The 19656-nt window shown below is 49.6% G+C and carries 12 protein-coding genes; 7 read left to right on the plus strand and 5 right to left on the minus strand.

All coding sequences use genetic code 11. From position 1 onward, the window contains the following. Nucleotides 1-4: 4 nt before the first annotated feature. Nucleotides 5-1666 carry an alkaline phosphatase PafA gene (gene pafA, locus G499_RS0115685; RefSeq protein ID WP_027000724.1) on the minus strand — a complete coding sequence of 554 codons (1662 nt, stop codon included), beginning with the start codon at nucleotides 1664-1666 and terminating at the stop codon, nucleotides 5-7. Nucleotides 1667-1798: 132 nt separating this feature from the next. After that, complete coding sequence (locus G499_RS0115690; RefSeq protein WP_027000725.1) at nucleotides 1799-2467, minus strand: heme exporter protein CcmB; 669 nt, start codon at nucleotides 2465-2467, stop codon at nucleotides 1799-1801. Nucleotides 2468-2705: 238 nt separating this feature from the next. On the opposite strand from G499_RS0115690, the gene G499_RS0115695 reads away from it, so the two are divergent. The 6 genes from G499_RS0115695 to G499_RS0115720 all read left to right on the plus strand — a co-directional run bounded on the left by G499_RS0115695 (nucleotide 2706) and on the right by G499_RS0115720 (nucleotide 11124). Continuing rightward, nucleotides 2706-5324: a PKD domain-containing protein gene (locus G499_RS0115695; protein WP_161627771.1), complete on the plus strand. Its 2619-nt coding sequence runs from the start codon at nucleotides 2706-2708 to the stop codon at nucleotides 5322-5324. Nucleotides 5325-5558: 234 nt separating this feature from the next. Continuing rightward, a complete protein-coding gene (locus tag G499_RS0115700) occupies nucleotides 5559-6761 on the plus strand; it encodes an ABC transporter ATP-binding protein (RefSeq protein ID WP_027000727.1) in 1203 nt (400 codons plus the stop codon). Continuing rightward, complete coding sequence (locus G499_RS20370; protein WP_051296313.1) at nucleotides 6758-7492, plus strand: TylF/MycF/NovP-related O-methyltransferase; 735 nt, start codon at nucleotides 6758-6760, stop codon at nucleotides 7490-7492. The genes G499_RS0115700 and G499_RS20370 overlap by 4 nt, the downstream gene beginning before the upstream one ends. Nucleotides 7493-7558: 66 nt before the next feature. Next, nucleotides 7559-8260 carry a class I SAM-dependent methyltransferase gene (locus G499_RS20375; protein WP_081413839.1) on the plus strand — a complete coding sequence of 234 codons (702 nt, stop codon included), beginning with the start codon at nucleotides 7559-7561 and terminating at the stop codon, nucleotides 8258-8260. Then, nucleotides 8253-10088 (plus strand): glycosyltransferase, encoded by a 1836-nt coding sequence (locus G499_RS21300; RefSeq protein WP_051296315.1) that lies wholly within the window; start codon nucleotides 8253-8255, stop codon nucleotides 10086-10088. Before G499_RS20375 ends, G499_RS21300 begins: the two co-directional genes overlap by 8 nt. Before the next feature lie 28 nt (nucleotides 10089-10116). Beyond that, nucleotides 10117-11124 (plus strand): glycosyltransferase family 2 protein, encoded by a 1008-nt coding sequence (locus tag G499_RS0115720; protein ID WP_081413840.1) that lies wholly within the window; start codon nucleotides 10117-10119, stop codon nucleotides 11122-11124. 207 nt (nucleotides 11125-11331) lie between these two features. Here G499_RS0115720 and G499_RS0115725 read toward each other — a convergent pair whose 3' ends face one another. Next, a complete protein-coding gene (locus tag G499_RS0115725) occupies nucleotides 11332-12555 on the minus strand; it encodes an aspartyl protease family protein (RefSeq protein ID WP_027000730.1) in 1224 nt (407 codons plus the stop codon). A gap of 380 nt (nucleotides 12556-12935) precedes the next feature. Here G499_RS0115725 and G499_RS0115730 point away from each other — a divergent pair, with 380 nt between their 5' ends. Beyond that, nucleotides 12936-13334, plus strand: coding sequence for a hypothetical protein (locus tag G499_RS0115730; protein WP_027000731.1), 399 nt, complete (start codon nucleotides 12936-12938; stop codon nucleotides 13332-13334). 620 nt (nucleotides 13335-13954) lie between these two features. Here the strand turns inward: G499_RS0115730 and G499_RS0115740 are convergent. Then, the gene (locus G499_RS0115740; protein ID WP_027000732.1) at nucleotides 13955-15487 is read right to left on the minus strand and encodes a SulP family inorganic anion transporter; all 1533 of its coding nucleotides are present in this window, start codon (nucleotides 15485-15487) and stop codon (nucleotides 13955-13957) included. Between the two features lie 827 nt (nucleotides 15488-16314). Beyond that, on the minus strand, nucleotides 16315-19560 hold the full coding sequence (locus tag G499_RS0115750; RefSeq protein ID WP_027000733.1) for a S41 family peptidase: 3246 nt from the start codon (nucleotides 19558-19560) through the stop codon (nucleotides 16315-16317). Nucleotides 19561-19656: the final 96 nt, after the last annotated feature.

Consider the following 19656-nt stretch of genomic DNA (forward strand, 5'->3'; position numbering starts at 1 on the left):
CAGTCTACTTGACCATCAAGTCTGTGCGTGGCTGCCCCAAGGTAGCATTGGGTCGGGAGATGCGTAGCAAGTCGGATAGCGTGGCGGCTATATCCGATACAGCCACGCGCTGTGCGGTAGTGCCGGGTTTGATTTGCCAACCCATCCAAACCAAGGGGATGTGTGTGTCATATGAATAGCCGGAGCCGTGTGTAGTGCCTCCCTCTGCGGCATAAGGGGCATCAAACCAGTTGGGCTGCAACATCATCATCAGGTCGCCGGAGCGCAAGGGCGACACCCCGCGTGCTAGGCGAGCGATGGTAGGGTCTTCGGGGCTGAAGCGGTCTACTTGGTGAAGATCATATACGGTTTGTACCCCTTCAAAGTCTTTCAGAAAAGCTGAACAAACAGCTACCATTGTTTCGTGGCTGATATTGGCTTTGGCCATAGCCACCTTGTTGAACCATAGTTGCTGGTTCATATAACTCAAGACCCAGCGACCTTCTCCAAAAGTTTTTTTGAGGTGCTCATCCAATTGTTTTTTCATGGCTCTGCCATTAAATACTCCGGCAGCGATGCCTAAATCTCGCATCTGTGCAGGCGTTTGGGCGGCTCCGTGGTCAGAAGTCAAAAATACAATAACCTCCTCCATCCCTACCTGTTTGTCGAGATAGTCGAAGAGTCGGGCAAGGTCTCGATCGAGGCGCACATAATTATCCTGTAGTTCGATGGAGTTGATGCCAAACTGATGGCCGATGTAATCGGGTGAGGAGAAGCTCACCAGCAACATATCAGTATGGTGCCCTCTGCCCAATTGCTCCGCTTCGAGGGCTGCTATCGCAAAATCAAGGGTAAAGCTGTTGCCAAAAGGTGTTGTAGAAAGCAATCCGTAGCCATTTTGCTCTTTGAGCGCCGGGAGGTTATGTGGGAACTTATTGTCAGCAGCAGAGGCTCCTCGGTAAGGGAGTCGGTATGCCCCACCATTGGGCAGGCCTACAGTGTATTGTTCGAGGGGGAATAGGGTCTCCCAAGGTTTAGAAAGATACTGGTCGGGGAGCTTGCGGGCGTTGAAGTCCTGCACCCACTGGGGCAGTGTATCGGCGTAGTAGGTACTGGTAATCCAATGGCCGGTTTGGCTATCGTACCAGTAGGCACCTGTGGGGAAATGCCCGGCAGGCAAAATAGACCCACGGTCTTTGAGAGCAACACCAATTACCTTAGACTGGGCATTGTTGAAAAGCCTCAACTCATCGCTGACAGTCGATGACAGTAGGTTTTTGGGCGACATCAGGCCGGCATCAGAGCTGCTGCCTACGGTGCGCACGGTCGTGTCTTCCACCACATACACACTGCGGTCGAGCTGGCGGTCGTACCAATTGTTGGCAATGATGCCATTGTACTTTGGCGTAGTGCCGGTATATACGGCAGCATGGCCGGGACCGGTGTAGGTGGGGATATAGTCATAATGCGCTTCGCGAAACTCGAAGCCCTGTTTTAGCAGGCGCTTAAACCCCCCTTCGGTATATTTATCGGCAAAACGATACATAAACTCGGGGCGCATCTGGTCTACCACGATCCCTACCACGAGCTTGGGAGATTTATGGTCGGGATTGTGTTGGGCTAGAACAGCTACCGATGTTAGCAGCACAAAAAGATAGCAAAAAATAATACAGACTGTATTTTTCATTGGTAAAAAGAGCTTGTTTGTGTTATTGATTGACGGGCAGTTATGCCTGTAAAGATACTTTTTTTGCTTATAAGGCTCAAAAAGGGATTGTTATCATCGTATGAAGTTGGACCGATAGCCTGCCCAGCCTGCTCAATTACGCCAAATGTAGGGAAAAAGCACTAGCGAAAGTGTAACGACCAGCAAGTTCAGTGCTCCAATAATGAGCAATTCATCATACACTGTACTTCGGTCGAGGCCATCGACGGCATTTTTGCAGGCTCCCACAACCATCAATAGTAAGGGGATGATAATCGGGAAGCTCAACACGGCCATCAAAGTACTGTTGTTGCCGGCTTTGCTGGCAATACCCGAAACAAGGGTCAATGTGGTCGCAAAACTCAGGCTTCCCAACAAGGCCAAAGCAACAAAGAGCGGCATATCGGCAACTGGATTGTTTAGCATCACACTGAAAATCACCAAGGCCAACAAGGCCACCACCCACATCAGCAGGATGTTGTAGAGCATCTTGGATAAGATAATACCCTGAGGCGAGCTAAGGGTATAGTAATACAACTGCCGCTCGGCAGGCTCTTGCATAAAGCTTTTGGAAATAGCATTGATTGCGCTAAAGAGCACTACTATCCAATAGAGGGTATTCCAAGTAGCCGGGGTTAGTTGGGCGGCCTTGAGCTGAAAGCCCATATATACCACCATAATCGTACTGACCAAATAGAGTAGCAACCCTTGCAAGGCAATGCGTTCCCTGCCTTCGAGTAATAACTCTTTATAAAACAACGTTCTGATTTCATTCCAAAGCATAGGTTGCAAAGGTACACAGATTTGAGTTTATTTACAGCCTTTGTACCTCAGTTCTGCCTTTGCTGATACCACTCTCATTAGCAAAGCCGGCCTAAAAAGGTTACTTTTGAAGCCTTATGGCGTACCAATACACAAGTCTCCTATAGCAGCTTCATATGCCTCGCTCTTACACTCAACGCATTTACTAAAAGCTATGGTTTTCACAGCACGTTTTCTTGGTAGTGTATTCTTTTGTTTTTTGATAATATATCAGGCCTACGGGCAAAGCATCAGCGCCAGCCCCAGCGACCCCTGCGCCGGAGCCAACACTACTTTTAGTATACTTGGTCAGCCTGCCAATACCAGTGTGGAGTGGGATTTTTGTACGGGAGATTTGCTCAAAACACCTACAGCCAACCTCGTCATTCCCATCATTGCCGACAGCCAAACGGGTGTGCGCATATGGCGACCGGAAAGCCTAGAGCTGGTCTTTGATGGTACAAACTGGTTTGGGTTTGCCCTTGGGTATAATGATGGTAGTCTGACACGCTTCAACTTTGGCAACAGCCTCAACAACTTCCCTAGCGTAACCCGCCTCAACCCTCCCGGTGGCTCTAGTATTTATGATCAAGCCTCCAAAATCAAGATTGTGCGCAATAGTGATGGCAATTGGTTTGGGTTTGTGGCCAATAATGGAGCGAGTAATTTCCCCGCTACCGTTGTAGGCTCTATTGTACGGCTCAATTTTGGCAATAGCTTGACCAACACCCCCACCGCTACTGATTTAAAGAGTTTTTTACCTAATTTTCAACAAAATATCGCCGTAACCGTCGTTTATACTGGTACTGAATACTTAGTCATTGGCTTGGGTTTTCAGCGTGATGCCTCCATTACTACCATCAATAGTTTGTGTCTCAATATTCTAGGTTTTGGCAATGATTTGGGCGGCACTCCGACACTCGACATAACAACCTTCCCCTCTCCTCCTCAGATTATCTGGCGCGATATTGAGTTTGTGCGTATAGGAAGCAACTGGCACGCCTTTTTTTGCGCCGATGGTGCAACCAACGCACTGTACCGTCTAGATTTTGGGGCTGATTTGCGCAACCCCAACCCTACCCGTACCAATATCAGCAGTGGTTTTCCGACAATGGCCAATGCCTTGCGTGAGTTGAGTTTGCATCAGGATGGGAACAACTATGTGCTATTTTTGCTGGGTCTCAACGGACGGTTCTTTCGTGCAAATTTGGGTGCTAATATTACCGCCTCTAGCGCCACTATCACAAACTTTGGTAACTTTGGTCTTTTAGGTCAAGAACAGCTTGCTAATCGGCCTTCTACAACTTTTGGCCTTGTACAGGTAGGCTCTGAATACATCGGCTATGCCCTCAATGTACACCCCAATGCTGATAACAACCCTCCCAACAACCAAAACCAACTCGTGCGCATACGCTTTCCTAATGAGTGCAACAGCAGTGTGGCCAGCACAGTGGCTAACAACGCTACGGTGCGCTTTCTCAGCTCAGGCACCCGTGCTATCAATGCCCGCATTCTAGACAGCCAGGGGCGCTTGGTACAGACCTTGGCCCAAAACTTCACCCCACAGCCTGCCACAGTGGCCAATTTCACCTTCAGCAACCAATGCCTTGGAGAAACGACCCAATTTAACAATATCAGCGCCAATGCCGAAGGCATTACGGCTTCTTGGCTTTGGGACTTTGGCGATGGCACTAGCAGTACGGCATTTAGCCCTAGCAAAACGTATACAAGTACTGGCATCTATACCGTCCGGCTCACAGCCACCGACCCCAGCCCCTCCACTTGCCAAACTATCCAAGAGCGGACAGTGATGATAGAAACCCCTTCACTGGTCAACTTTGATGTGCAGGGTATTCGCTGTGTGGGCAATACCTTGGTATTTCAAAACCAAACTACCCTAGGCTCTGGTAGTGTGTATACTTACTTTTGGGACTTTGGCGACGGTATTGGCGCTACCACCAGCTCTCCGGCTAACCGCACCCATACCTATACCCAACCGGGGACATATCAAGTACGCCTGACGGTCAGCTCTATCAATGGCTGTACGGCTACCCAAGTACAAGAGCTTGTCATTACCAATGCCGCCACGGTCAGCATCCACCCGACTAGTCCCTGTCGTTTGGGCAGTACTACTTTCAGCTACACCGACGACAGCCCCCCAAACAACCCTGCCGTAGCTTGGCAGTGGGAATTTGACAATGTCGGCACTTCTACCCAGCGACAACCCAGCTTTGTGTTCGCCCAAGCCGGAAACTATGACATTCGCCTCAGGGTCAGTTATCAAAATGGTTGTGTGGCTACTGCGCCCGTTCGGAGTATCCAAGTAGGTACTGCCTTAACCGCTGATTTTGAGGTTGCCAGTAGCCAAGGGACTACCCTACAGTTTCGCTATACCGGCGCCACCGCCAACAGCTTTGCTTGGGATTTTGGCGATGGTAACAGCAGTACAGCGGCCAGCCCCAGTCATACCTATGCCCAACAAGGGCGCTATGATGTACGCCTTGTTGCCAGTATAGGCAATGGTTGCAACAGCGCGCCAGTAGTTCGTGAGGTATTGGTGGGTAACCTCATCACCAGCCTAGAGCCTGAAGCCCCTACCGGATTGCAACTCTACCCCAACCCGGCGCACACCTTGCTCAACATCCGCACCCCTGCGGCCAATCAACCGGCTTATATCCGTGTATACACCACACAGGGGGCGCTTTATTATGAAGGACTACTGGCCGAGGGACAAACTCAAACACAAATCAATGTGGCACCATGGCCGGCGGGCACTTACCAAGTGCTCTGGCAAGGCAGTGGTCAAGTTCTACGACAAGGGCTCATCATCAGCCGCTAACAAGCCTCCTCATCCGCGCTGAAGATGCTTTGAGCTTTGTAAAAGCAGAAGACCTTTTGGGTTTTGAAAACCTGAAAGGTCTCCTCCCAAACCTACGTTTTCATTTTATCCCCAAGCAAGGCCGCTGTTTGTCTCTGAGCAGGAGCGGCGAGCTATTTTTCCAAAAATACCCTGTCGCGTGTATACACTCCATACCCCATACTTCATACGCCCATTTTACATACCTTTACCCCGATGACTGTTGTATTACATACTTCCGACTTGGCAAAGCGCTACTACAAAGGTCGCCCACGGCCGCAAACATTGCGCGAGGCATTGTCTCTTTGGGGTAAATCTTCGCCAAGTCGCCAAGCTTTTTGGGCGCTGCAAGACATCAACTTGAGCATCCATCAAGGCGAGACCTTGGGTATTGTGGGGCCTAATGGCGCGGGCAAGTCGACCTTGTTGAAGGTATTGGCCAAAATCACCGCCCCCACCAAGGGCAAGGTCTTGGTGCGCGGTCGAGTAGCGGCCTTGTTGGAAGTAGGCACGGGTTTTCACCCTGAGCTAAGCGGGCGGGAAAATATTTATCTCCGGGGGGGCGTGTTGGGAATGCGCAAAGCAGACATACGCGCTCGGATAGATGACATTATTGATTTTTCGGGTGTATCCGCTCATATCGACACCCCCGTAAAGCGCTATTCTTCAGGGATGTATGTGCGTTTAGGCTTTGCCGTTGCTGCCCATTTAGCCGCCGATATTCTGCTGATAGACGAAGTGTTGGCTGTGGGCGACGGTGCTTTTCAGCAGCAATGCCAGCAAAAAATAAAATCCCTCAGCCAAGAGGGTAAAACCGTCGTTTGGGTCAGCCACCAACTCCATACCGTTGCCACTCTCTGTTCTCGCGCCTTGTTGTTGGCCGAGGGTCGAGTACAAGAGTCGGGCACTGCCGATACCATCATCCAAGCCTACACGGCTCAATTCAGCCCGCGCCAAACTCGCTATCAGGCTAGTGTGTCCTCGCCTAACCCTCAGTTCACCAGTGCCCATCTGGAGACCAATCCCGGCGGCGGCCTCCAACACAATGGCCAGCCGATGCGCCTACATCTAGGGCTACACCTGCCGCAAGGCTTGCGTCAGGGGGCGGTATCGGTGCAAGTCGTACGGCATGACAACATTCCGGTGGCACACGTAGGCTTTTTCGATACCGAATCACAGCACTTCACACAGGCTGGTAATTATACCTTAAGCTGTGAGTTCCCACAGCTACGCCTTTATCAGGGGCACTATAGCCTTCAAATTTACTTATCAGATATGCATAATGGTACACAGTGGGAGGTATTGCAAGATATTTGTAGCTTTGAAGTAACCATGGGTACGCAAATACGCCCTTATGCGTGGCAGCCCAAGGCCTGTACTTATACCGAAGACGCACACTGGCAAATTGAAAAACAATGATTCGCCATTTTTGGAAAAACAAACGCCCCCCCGAAGCACAGCCGAGCACTCCGGCTTCACAACAATATGCCGACTTCAGTACCCAACATTGGCAGCTTATCCGGCAGGTACAGCCCTATACTATGACTTCTCCAGAACGGCTGCATCAACTACTCGAAGCAGTCTGGTATCTGGAAAAAGCCCAAATACCCGGGGCAATGCTGGAGTGTGGTGTCTGGAAAGGGGGTTCGATGATGGCCATCGCCTATGCCCTCCTACACCAAGGGGCGCTGCGCCCGCTTTATCTTTGCGATACTTTCTGTGGCATGCCCTCCCCATTGGCCGATGAACACCGCTATGACGGCATTGCTGCCACAACCCTGTACCAAGAAGGTCTGCAAAAAGAACAAGGTCGATGGCTGGCGGCTTCGCTGACAGAGGTACAGGCCAATTTGGCTCAAACGGCTTATCCCAGCACCCTTCTACACTGGGTAGAAGGAGATATTTTACAAACCTTGCCTACCCAAGCTCCCGAACAACTAGCCTTGTTGCGCCTTGATACTGACTGGTATAGCTCGACCAAACACGCCCTCGAAACTTTGTATCCAAGGCTGGCTTCGGGAGGAGTACTCATCATCGATGACTACGGACATTGGCAGGGCTGCCGCCGCGCAGTAGATGAATATTTTGCCCAAATACCTGTTTTTTGGCATCGGGTCGACTATACTTGCCGGATGTTGGTCAAACCCTGATGCCATATCCCCCCCTACGTCTGCTTTGCAAATACCCTTATCATTGACCCATAGCCCTCGACGAATTTGAAAACCCCGTACTCACGTCTCAATCCACCACGTCATCACAGCCGCTATTACGTACTGACGGGCTTGCGCAAAGCGCTGATAGAAGCGCTAAGCGTCCAAGCTGGGGAACAAGCAGCGCGGGGCCAGTTACTGGATTATGGCTGTGGAGAACAACCCTATCGCCCGCTCGTTGAGGCGCAAGGCTGGCAATATGTAGGGGCAGATATGCCCCCAAACCCCTTGGCCGATGTGTTGGTTGGCGAATCCGGGAGCCTGCCCTTGGCTGATGCTTCGGTTGCAGTGGTGCTTTCTTCGCAGGTACTAGAACACGTTCCCAATCCAGTAGCCTACCTACAGGAGTGTCGGCGTGTGTTGTGCCAAGGAGGATGCCTGATTTTATCTACCCACGGCTACTGGATGTATCACCCCCATCCTACAGACTATTGGCGGTGGACACAAGCAGGGCTGCGCAAGCTGCTACAAGACCACGGCTGGCAGGTAGTAGAAGAACGCTGTGTAATGGGACTGACTGCCAGTGGGTTGCAGCTTTTTCAAGATGGCCTGATGCCGCGCCTGCCACGCTGGCTACACCGTGGTTTTGCGTGGACTATCCAGCGCCTACAAGCTTGGGTCGATGCTCGTGAGCGTTTCCCACACGATGCGGCAGTATTTGTGATGACAGCTTTGCCCGCTCCTATTAACAACAAAACCGATGGTTGATACTGCACATTTTTATAACCAATGGACACACAAGCTCTTGGCCGACTATGCTCAAGCCAACCCACGGGCAGAAGCGGCTATTCGGTTTGCGTTGCGCTATATTCCTCCCGACACCTCCACCCTGCTGGATTTGGGTTGTGGATTGGGCTGGAGCAGCTATTGTTTTGCCAGGCACCTGTCCCAAGGCAAGGTTTGGGGCATCGAAGGTAGCCCTACGTTGGTAAAAACAGCCCAACACTTATTCCCCCACCCACGCCTTCAATTGGTGCAAGCCTCTCTACCACCAACAAGGGCGTTACCCCCTATGCCCAAGGCCGATGTAGTGGTGATGTTGGACATACTCGAACACATTCCCCAAGCCCAACGTCCACAGCTTTACGCTTGGCTCAATACACAGTTGAGTGAGGGTGGCTGTATGTTGATTAGCTGCCCCAGCGCCATACATCAGGCTTGGCTGCGGCAACATCGTCCGCAGGGCTTGCAGCCTGTAGATGAGGTGATTGACGAGGCCGTACTGGAAGAAATGGCCGCTGCCCTTAGTGCACAGCTACAGTTTGTGGCCTATCAACATATTTGGCAAGCTGATGATTACCTCCACGCCTGTATCAGCCGCAAACCGCTAAAGCCACAAGCATCTCCGGTTTTGTCCGGTATCCGTGAGCGTCAACAGCACCTAGCCCGCTGGTATCAGTCGCAAAACCCGCGTGTGGCCGTGGTCAGCCCTCATTGGCAGGCTTATTCCGAAACATTTATCCAAACGCAAGTCAATGGGCTTTCGGGGGGTATTCATCCACTTTATGGCGGACACCTGCCTACACACAGCTCTTGGGCAGGCGCTTTGGCACATTCCCCAAGCATTGGACAGCGGCTCTTACGCAAACTGCTGGTCAAACTCAAATGGCTACCCAACGAGCCGGAAACGGTACGGGCAGTACGTCGTTATTTGCAAAAACATCGCATTCAGGTAGTGCTGGCGCAATATGGGCCTACAGGGGCTGCACTACTCCCCCTCTGCCAACAATTGGGTATCCCCTTGGTGGTTCATTTTCACGGATATGATGCCTTCACGGAAGACATTTTGCACCAAAACCAAGCGCAGTATGCGCAGCTGTGGCTGGGGGCTTGCAAAATTATCGTGGTTTCGAAGCCGATGCAAGCCCAGCTGGAGCGCCTGGGTGCTCCAAAGCAAAAACTCTGTTACAACCCTTATGGAGTACTGCCCTCTTTTGCACAAGTCATACCCGATTATGGTTCTCCTATCTTTCTGGCCATAGGGCGTTTTGTGGAGAAAAAAGCGCCCTACCTTACCCTGTGGGCTTTTAGATTGGTGTATGAGCGTGTGCCCGACGCTCGACTCGTGTTCTTGGGGGATGGCTCGCTGAGGCCTATGTGTGAACACCTAGCAGCTCAATGGGGTTTGTCAGAGGCGGTGCGGTTTGAGGGGGTGGCGGCTCATTGGCAGGTGGCTGCATGGATGGCACGCAGCTTTTGTGTTGTCCAGCATTCCATTACGGCTCACCACAACGACCAAGAAGGGATGCCGGTGGCGCTGCTCGAAGCCGGTGCCGCCGCCTTGCCAGTGGTAGCAACGAATACCGCAGGGATTCCAGAGGCTGTTATAGACGGCAAGACAGGGTTTTTGGTTACGCCTCACGACGCTGAGGTGATGGCCGAGAAAATGCTTTTGCTCTACCAAAACCGCACCTTGGCGCAAACAATGGGGCACGCAGCTAGGCAACATATCCAAACACACTATACGCTCCAGATGCATCTGGAGCGCTTACAAAGCATTTTGGAAGAGGCCGCTGCCTTGGGGAAAGTATCGTAAATACCTACTACCAAACCACTACCAAGCAATGCCTAAAGTATCTGTATTAATGCCTACCTACAACGGCGAAGCATACATTGTCGAAGCTATCGAGAGCATCCGTATGCAAACCTTTCAGGACTGGGAGCTGATTGTGGTCGATGATGGGTCGAGGGACAACACAGCCGCCCAAGTGGCCAAATTTATACAAACAGACAACCGAATTCGACTCATTCAGTTTGCCGAAAACCAAGGTATTCCTTTTGCCCGAAATGCCGCCGTGGCGGCAGCTGGCGGCCTGTATTTGGCCAATCTAGATAGTGATGATGTAGCCTTGCCACAAAGGCTCGAAATGCAGGTCAGTTTTCTTGACACACATCCCGAAGTAGGTGTTTGTGGGGCTGGAATGGGCTGCCTCACCACAGGTAAGTTGGCCTTTCCGGCCTACCACAGCCACGAGGCAATTTGCGCGCAGCTCTTGTTTGGTTCACCCATTCCCAACAGCAGCGCGATGATGCGTGCCAATTTGTTGGTGCCTTCTGTGCCGGCTTATGATGCTTCTTTTGCCCTAGCACAAGACTACGACCTATGGGAGCGGCTTTCAACTCAAACCCGTCTGCATAATTTGACAGAGGTGTTGGTGTATCGGCGGCTACATGCCCAAAACAGTTCTACACAGAATGGCTCTCTATTACAGCACCACACCGACCGCATCTGGCAGCGGCAATTGCAGGGGCTGGGCTTGACTCCCACCCCCTCAGCGTTGGCACTTCACCGGCAGATAGTGGGCGATGGTCTAGTCGATTTGGCACATCTACAAGCGGTCGATGAGTGGCTGACACTGCTTTGGGAGGCCAACCAAGTCCGGCAACGCTATCCGGAGCCGGCCTTTGAACACCAACTAGCCCAAATTTGGCTACGCCATTTCGCCGGACAGACTCGCTTGGGCTTGCCCTACAGGCGCTTGTTTACCCAATCACGCTGGAGCCAATACCCCACCTATGGCGCTTGGCAGCGGCTGAAGTTTTGGGTAAAAACAGTCTTACAACAGCCCTGAGCATAGGTTCAGGGGATATTCAAAAAATAGCTCGGAACTCCAGCTCTGAAGCAAGCGAATGAGCCTTAGCCCACCGTGGGGTTTGGGAAATATCCAGTGGTGTGAAAAAATGCCACCCCACTGAACATTTTTAGGTTTTGTTGTGGGTACACTCATTTTACCCCCCCGAGTTCTTGACACATGCTTAACCACACAGGGTATAGCCCTTTATTTGATTTGCAAGGGGTGATTCAGCGCCATTTCGGTATAATAAAACGCTCCTTCGCGCCTGATAAAGATAGATACGACCTTGCCCTCTTTTTTGTGTAATAGGTTGTAGATACCACTCATCCTTAGGTCAGAAGCTTTAAAATTGTCAAGTGTAATGATTTCATCGCCTTCTTGTAGGCCTGCCAACCAAGCCGGGGAGTTGACTTGTGTGTAAGACACTTTGTAGCGGTTATAGTCGGGCGCTTCGGCGGTAAGATACATTCCGCTAGTATTGTAGCTAAAAGGCTCTTTGAATCGTTTGTTGGGCCGTAGGCGCACCCATTCGTTTACATAATTGATGGTTAGGTCAAAGCGTTTGAGCAAATTGTAGCCGATGCTGCCATTGCGGTCTATACTTTTATACCGTTTGGAAAGCGAATCAGGAAAAGTAGCGATGACCTGTTCGAGTTGATAATGCCCTACTTTGATTGCTGGAATACGCCCTAGCTGTCCATAAATCAGCCCTCCCATCCCAGTACCTATATACGAACTAATAGCTTCTTCGGGCGCTACAATGGTAGGATGTGTGTTTTTTTCGAGCGAAATCGCATGGCCTGCCCCAATATCAAACAACAGCCGTAGTGGATGCGCTTGATTATCATCATATTTTACTTGTACGGGGAGGGATACATAGGGTTTGAGACCGACGACCTCTACCGGTATTTGCACTGTCTTGCGGTCTTTGCGCTGTTTGTAGTAGTGGGGGTTGTAGAAAACCACCTGCCTCCTTGGATAGTCTACCTTGACAATAAAGCGACTGAAGATGTCATAGCCCAAGATGCCGTGAATTTTGACTCCGGCGTATTCTGAGAGATAGAGTACATCTTCACTCAAAACAAGTAGGCTATGTCTGCGTGTAATAATCTCCTCTCCTATGGTCATTTGTGGGATATTAGACACATAAGCTCTTAGGATAGTATCGCCGCTATCGTCCTCAATGGCAATGTCTCGATAATGGGGCAGATTTAGCTGCTTGCCCAACAACGTATCGGTGATGATGCTATAGCCCGCTCCTGTATCTAGTACAAAGTTGAGCGTATCCTGAAGCCCCTCTACTAGGACTGGCAGGACTATCAGGTTGTTATGTTGTTTGAACTCGATATTGGCATAGCGCACCCCCTTACGCTTGAAACCAAAGCCCATGTAGTCTTGGGCGTGATGGTTTTCTTGTGCCCATAGCATACTTGCTGGAGCGCTAAAACAGCTTCCAAAAATAATACTGATGTAATAGTACAGAAAGACTCGAACACACATTTGACACCATAATATTGATTTGACAATCAAGAAGGTATCGGAGCGCCTGCTCACAACACTAATATAGCTAAAAATCAATTGAATACCCAAATTGTTCTACCTAGTTGTTCAATATTTCGTCGCTATGCTTTTACAGCCTCTATTTTTTACTAAAATAGCTTGTCAATAGTATCTTTGTATGTGGTGAATTGCCTGATTTAAGGCTTCTCAGGGATTTATTTTCTTGACTATCAAGGACTTTCAGTAATCTTGTTGAGGGTTATCATCCCCCCTCTAAAACCCTTATTGGCGCTGACATCTCATTGAGTATGTGGTCTAGGAAAAGTATTTTTACCCGCTGTATGGCGGCTTTGTTGGCCATCCACTTTCTCAATTTTAGTGTGGAAGTAGAAGATATCTTGGGCGGCGCTAACCCCGAAGATACTATTGAGCACAACAAGCCTACTTTTTCTTATAAAAACGACATTGAAAGCCTTTCGGAACTGATTGCCGAAGTATGGTTTGAGATGGACGAACATACTTTTCCTGATCAAGAGGGCGCAGAAGGTGAGCGTAAAAGAACAAAGGCCAAAGATTTTTGTTTTGCAGATATCTGTTGGGGCATACTTCCCTTAACAGATGGTTACCAACTTCTTTATCCTGCCAACAATAACCCAGACTTCCAAGGGCCTCCCCAAGACATCATTCCTCCTCCCCCAAAAGCGTAATCCAGCGTTTTGGTGCGGCTATGCACGTACCACATAATTTATAAGTTACTGACTTTCAATACCTTATACACAATTCCATAGTCTCTATGGTGATGATGATAGACCTATGCCTCGATACGACTCAAGTGTTGGGGCTAAGGGATTGATGATTTGAAAAATATTAACATAATTTTATCAATACTGGATTATGCGACCATTCTTATATAACCCTACCGTGGCTTTTGTCATTGTCTTTCTTTGCTTTTTTCGTCTTCAGGCGCAAACCTCTCGACAAGACACGACACAATCTCAAAGTAATCTGTCCTTGATTTCCCCTCAGGGATATCATTTCTTTGGCTTTCAAGGCCAATTATCAATTCCGTAACAACCGTAGCCGTTTTGCCTCTTTTCAAGAAGCCGACCGGGTAGAACTGGGCGTTGGGTTGATTTATTAGGTGCTTACACGCCGTTGGTGCTGAAGCATGAGGCACTGACACACCACCGGGCATTTTCCAAATCCCACAATTATACCCAGATTCACAAGATAATGAGACCTCAGCGTATCTCGGAGCTGGAACTCCGAGATACTTTTCCAAAAATGTACAGCAGCGTGTAAATCTCCCCCCCCACCTAAAATAGAATTACGACCATTCATCTACCATTACTTTGTAGGTAGGGTCTTCTACGATATTGACATCAATGATTTTATCGGCGTTTTGGAGCAGACGCATACAATCGGGGCTTAAGTGCTTGAGTTGTACCTTTTTGCCAACCTTATGATAGCGTTCTGTGATTTTGTTGAGAGCTTCAATGGCTGACATATCCACTACACGGCTTTCAGCAAAATTGATGACTACCTCCTCAGGGTCATTAATAGGGTCAAATTTTTCATTGAATGTGGCCACAGAAGCAAAAAATAACGGACCATAGATTTCGTAATGTTTTACACCCTGTTGGTCGATGTGTTTACGTGCTCGGATGCGCTTGGCATTATCCCAAGCAAATACCAACGCAGAGATAATCACCCCAATCACGACAGCCATAGCCAAGTCATGCAACACTACTGTTACAAAGGTAACCATCAACATCACGAAAATGTCTGAGCGAGGCATCTTATTGAATGTACGTAAACTCGCCCACTCAAAAGTGCCTATAGCCACCATAATCATCACGCCGGTAAGGGCTGCCATAGGAAGTTGCTCTACCAAACTGGCACCAAACATGATAAAGACCAAAAGCATCACTGCGGCCACAATGCCTGAGAGCCTAGCGCGTGAGCCAGAAGAGATATTGATTAGACTTTGGCCAATCATTGCACAACCACCCATGCCAGAAAAAAGACCCGATAGAATATTGGCCACCCCCTGGGCAACAGCTTCTTTGTTGCTGCGGCCTCGGGTTTCGGTAATTTCATCTATAATATTGAGTGTCAGTAAGCTCTCAATCAGGCCTACCCCCGCCATAATGCCGGCATATGGAAAGATGAGTATGAGCGTTTCGATGGTAAAAGGAACTTGGGGAATATGAAAAGGCGGGAAACCACCTTGTATGGAGGCAATATCACCTACCGTTTTGGTATTGATACCCAACAACGCTACAAGCCCAAAGATGACCAAAATAGCTACCAAAGATGAGGGTATGGCCTTGGTCAACTTGGGTAAACCCCAGATGATGCCCATCGCCAAAAGCACCATCCCCGTAAAAGTATACAGTGCTTCTCCTCTCAACCAAACACCAGAAGCATCTTTGAACTGGTCAAATTGGGATATAAAAATAATGATAGCCAAACCGTTGACAAAGCCAAACACTGCTGAGTGAGGCACAAGGCGCATAAACTTACCTAAACGTAAAACGCCAGCACTTACCTGTAGTAAACCGGCTAAAATCACAGTAGCGAAGATATATTCTACTCCATGCGACTTGGCTAAAGTAATCAATACGATGGCGATAGCTCCGGTAGCGCCAGAAATCATCCCCGGGCGGCCACCTAGTATAGAAGTTACCAAACCCACCATAAAGGCGGCATACAAGCCTGTAAGTGGAGATAAATTAGCCATCAAGGCAAACGCGACAGCTTCAGGAACCAATGCCAACGCAACGGTAAGACCTGCGAGTATTTCGATTTTGTAGTCTACTTTTTGTGATAAGTCGAATAGATTTAAATACTTATTCATTAGTGTTTTGGGGTGATATTACAGCATTTGGCCTTCAAAGCCTTTTTTAACTAGCCGCAAAGGTAGCGCTTTCGTTTTAGAATGACTAACAAGTTGTATTAATCCAATAAATAACCTCGTAGAGTACTATTTTTAACGGAAGTAATAACGATTTATATTATTTAATAAAATTATATAAATTATAGTGAATAATTTTTAAAAAGTACTAATCAATAGCTCTTGTAACTCTTTAAAATTCTTTTCATCTATTCTAAAATACCGCTTTTTGCCTTGCTAAATTATTAAAAATATTCAAAAAAAAGCCCTATATCGAGCTAAATATAAGACCTGTACTTCTGGCCTAGTGCCAGCGTAAAAATCAGCTGCTATGAGTTCAACGCTAAAAACTTGAGCAAGCTCTTACATGTTCTTTAAGTACTGCTCAAGCTAGCCAGAAGTTATCTCATCAAGGTAGTAAATTGTACTATTTAAATAATACACACAATCCAAGGCTGAGCACATATGTCAAGAGGTTTTTGATTTCAGGGTTTACAGGATTTGATTTTCTTGATTATCCAAGATTTTCAGCGGCAACATTTCCCAAACCAATTGTGATTGGGTGTAAATAATCACAAACCCTGAAGGGTTCAAAGCCTCCAAGGTTCGTATTAGAAAAACAGAATGTTTAGTGCTTGCTTAAAATTCTCTTCTCAATACCAAAGCACTACTTTTTGAGCGCCACGCTGAAAATTTATACCAAGATTCACAAGACAATGAGACCTCAGCGTATCTCGGAGCTCCAGCTCCGAGATACTTTTCCAAAAATATCCGGTGGTGTGAGCACGCTCTTAGTTTATCACCTTCATCAGTTCTTCAATAGCACGCTCCAGCTGTTGGTCTTGTCCTTTGCTGATGCGGTGGGGTTCGTTTTTGAGGACAATATCGGGTACGGTTTGGTTGTTTTCGAGCCACTCGCCTTTTTTGTTTTTGGCACTGACAGGTACCGAGCCCCATCGGGTGGCGCCATCTTGCAGCAACTCCCATCCGGCGAAGCTACACGTGCCCGGCACGGGCATCCCGATCATCTTGCCGATGCCCAAGTCTTGATAGCCGCAGGCAAAGCAATGCCCATCGCTGTAGTTGGCTTCATTGACCATCGCCACGGAGGGCTTTGTCCAGCGGAAGTTTGGCTCATAGCCTACAGAGCGGCTTTCGATGGCATAGTCCAAAAACTGCTCTCCGGTGAGGAACATAGCCAAGTCAGCGACAAGGTCGCCGCCACCGTTGAAGCGCGTGTCGATGATGATGCCCTTGGTATCGTGGAATTTGCCCATCACCTCTTCATACACATTGCGGTAAGGGCCGTCGCTCATTCCGGGGATGTGTACATAGCCCAGTTGGCCATTGCTCAATCGGGCGACCTCTTCTTGGTTTTGGCGAACCCAACGTCGGTAGAGCAGGCGATTTTCTTCGGCTAGGGTAATGGGTTTGAGGGTGATTTGTTGTTTGTTTTTGCTGCCGGGCTGCGCCACCTCTATCAAGACTAGCTGTCCGGCCTTGCGGTTGAGCAACTTGGCAATATCTTGGTTGTTGCCAATGGTTTCGCCGTCGATGGTTTCGATGATCATCCCGGCTTTGATGGGGCTGTTGGCCTTGTCGAGTGGTCCACCGCGCAACACCTCGGCAATGCGGATACCCTCGCCGGTATAATCATAGTCCATCAAAATACCCAGTGAAGCCGTGTTGTCGCCGTTGGTGCTGGAAGCGATATAGCTTGACCCTGCGTGCGACACATTCAGCTCGCCCAGCATTTCGGAGAGCAGCTCGGCAAAATCGTAGCCTGACCCGATGGCCGGTACTTTGGCTCCATAGGCTTTGCCCAGCGCCTCCCAATCGGCGCCGTGCATATCGGAGATGTAGAACATCGTCTGATTGCGGCTCCAGACGTGCTCAAACATCACCCGCCGCTCCGCCGCCACATCGAGGTTGAGCTCACTTTGGATATTGATGCTTTCGCGTTTGAAACCCTCCGGATTGATTTTGGACAAACGCCCATCGGCCAGCAAGAAGAGTGTTTTCATCTCCTTATCCCAAGCTAGGCTGCCATAGCCCGCATCGAGCGCCAGTTCCATCTTGGTTTCCTTGGTACGCAGGTTGGTGCTCCAGAGGTTGTACCCTTTCTCAAACCTAGCGAGGTAAAAGAGCTTCTCCCCGTCTTTGGAGAGCACCGCATCTCCTAACGATGAGGAGTGCACGGTCAATCGTGCCTTGCGGTCTGCCAAACCTTCAAAGTCAAACACCAGTGGTTTGACCTCGTCTTTGTCTTCTTTCTTGTCTTTTTTGTCCTTCGATTGTTCGCGTTCTTTTTTCTCTTTCTCTTCCAGCTCTTTGAGCAAGGCCAAATCTTCCTTACTTAGGTTAAACCTGTCCCACGCCGCTTGGTCAAAAAAGAGCATATAGGCATCGGCCTGTTTGCTGCCACTGTTGGCATAGCTGCGCAAGCCGTCGCGGGTGCTGAACCAAAGCATTTGTTTGCCCTCATTGACCCACTTAGGGCTAAAATCAGCATATCCGCTTTGGGTGAGGTTGCGCATTTTTTGGGAGCCGTCGGCAGCCAACAACACCACTTCGCCGTTGTGCATCACGGGGCGGTATTCTGCCAGAATCCAGCGGCTATCAGGACTCCAAGTGAAGTATTGGTCGCCGTCGCCCATATAAAACAGCTCGTCGGGGCTGAGCAAGGTCTGGCTTTTTTTGCTGGCCAGCTGATAGACTTTGAGTGAACGGCGGTTTTCGATATAGGCAATCGCCTTACCATCGGGCGAGTATTGAGGCATATATGCATCGGGGGCATCACTCACCAAACGCTCTTCTTTGAGCGTGGTAGCGGCATAAAAATAAGGTTCCTCTTTGCGGGTCTTTTGTACCTGAATGATTTGCCAACCCTTTTGGCCTTCGCGGGCAAAAAGCAGGCTGTTGCCATCGGGCGAGAAGCTCACAAAGCGTTCCTGTTCGGGCGTATTGGTGATGCGTTTGGTCATATTGCCGTCAGTAGTCGATACAAAAACCTCCCCACGCACCACATAGGCAATCTCTTTGCCATTGGGCGATACGGCAAACTCGCGTACATTGCCCGAAATGGGTACAATTTGGGTTTGGTTGCGCTTGCTATCAAAGTTGAGGCGGATATCTACCCGCTGCGGCTGCCCCCCCTTGGCAAGGGTGTAGAGGTCGCCATCGTAGCTGAAGCAGAGGGTGCCCGTGTTGCGGGCAATGCTGAGGTAGCGTACGGGGTGCGTGTTGAACTGGGTGATTTGCTGCCGCTGGCCGGGGTTGCTGAGCTCAAGCCGGTGTACGTTGAAAGAGCCACTCTCCTCGCTGAGGTAGTAGATGCTTTGGTCGTCTACATCAAAAAGCGGGCTGCGGTCTTCGCCGGCAAAGGTGGTCAACTGGGTATGCTTTTCTTGCCCCTGCTCATAGAGCCAGATGTCGCGGGTGATGGCCGACTGGTGGTACTTGCGCCAGGTGTTTTCGCTGCCTTTCTTGTCGTGGTAGACCATCTTCTTGCCGTCTTTGCTGACCTGAACGTCCTCGGCGGGCACTGTCCAGACCTGCGACACGCGCCCGCCGGTGAGGGGTACTTGGTACAGCTCGGGCTGTGAGCTGGTGGGGTACTGTCGGTGGCTAACCGCATCCTGACGCTGCCCGCCGAAAATCACGTATTGTCCATCGGCGCTGAAGCTATAGGGGTACTCTGGGTTGGAGTGGAAGGTCAGACGGGTAGCTGCGCCCCCCTTGGCGGGCATCACAAATACGTCGAAATTGCCGAAACGGTCAGAGGCAAAGGCGATGTATTGCCCATCGGGCGACCAAACAGGCATAAAATCATGGGCTTCGTGGAGGGTCAGCGGCACGGCATCGCCCCCCGCTGCGGGGACTAAAAACAAGTCGCCTTGGTAGGCAAAGGCGATGGTCTGCCCATCAGGAGAGATGGCCGAAGAACGGAACCAGTTCGTGCCCGCCTCTTGGGCTTGTAATACCGTGCCCGCCCAAAAAAGACAGAGCCACGAGAGGAATAATCGTTGGTACATCATGAATCGTTGCAAAGGTAGGTAGTCTCTAAAGGCAGTAAAACTACTAATTCTTTTGGGAATAAATAACGCCCAAGCGTAACGGTGTTGCAAAAATAA

Origin of the sequence: Eisenibacter elegans DSM 3317, from assembly GCF_000430505.1 — a bacterium.
In the GTDB taxonomy this organism is placed as follows: domain Bacteria; phylum Bacteroidota; class Bacteroidia; order Cytophagales; family Microscillaceae; genus Eisenibacter; species Eisenibacter elegans.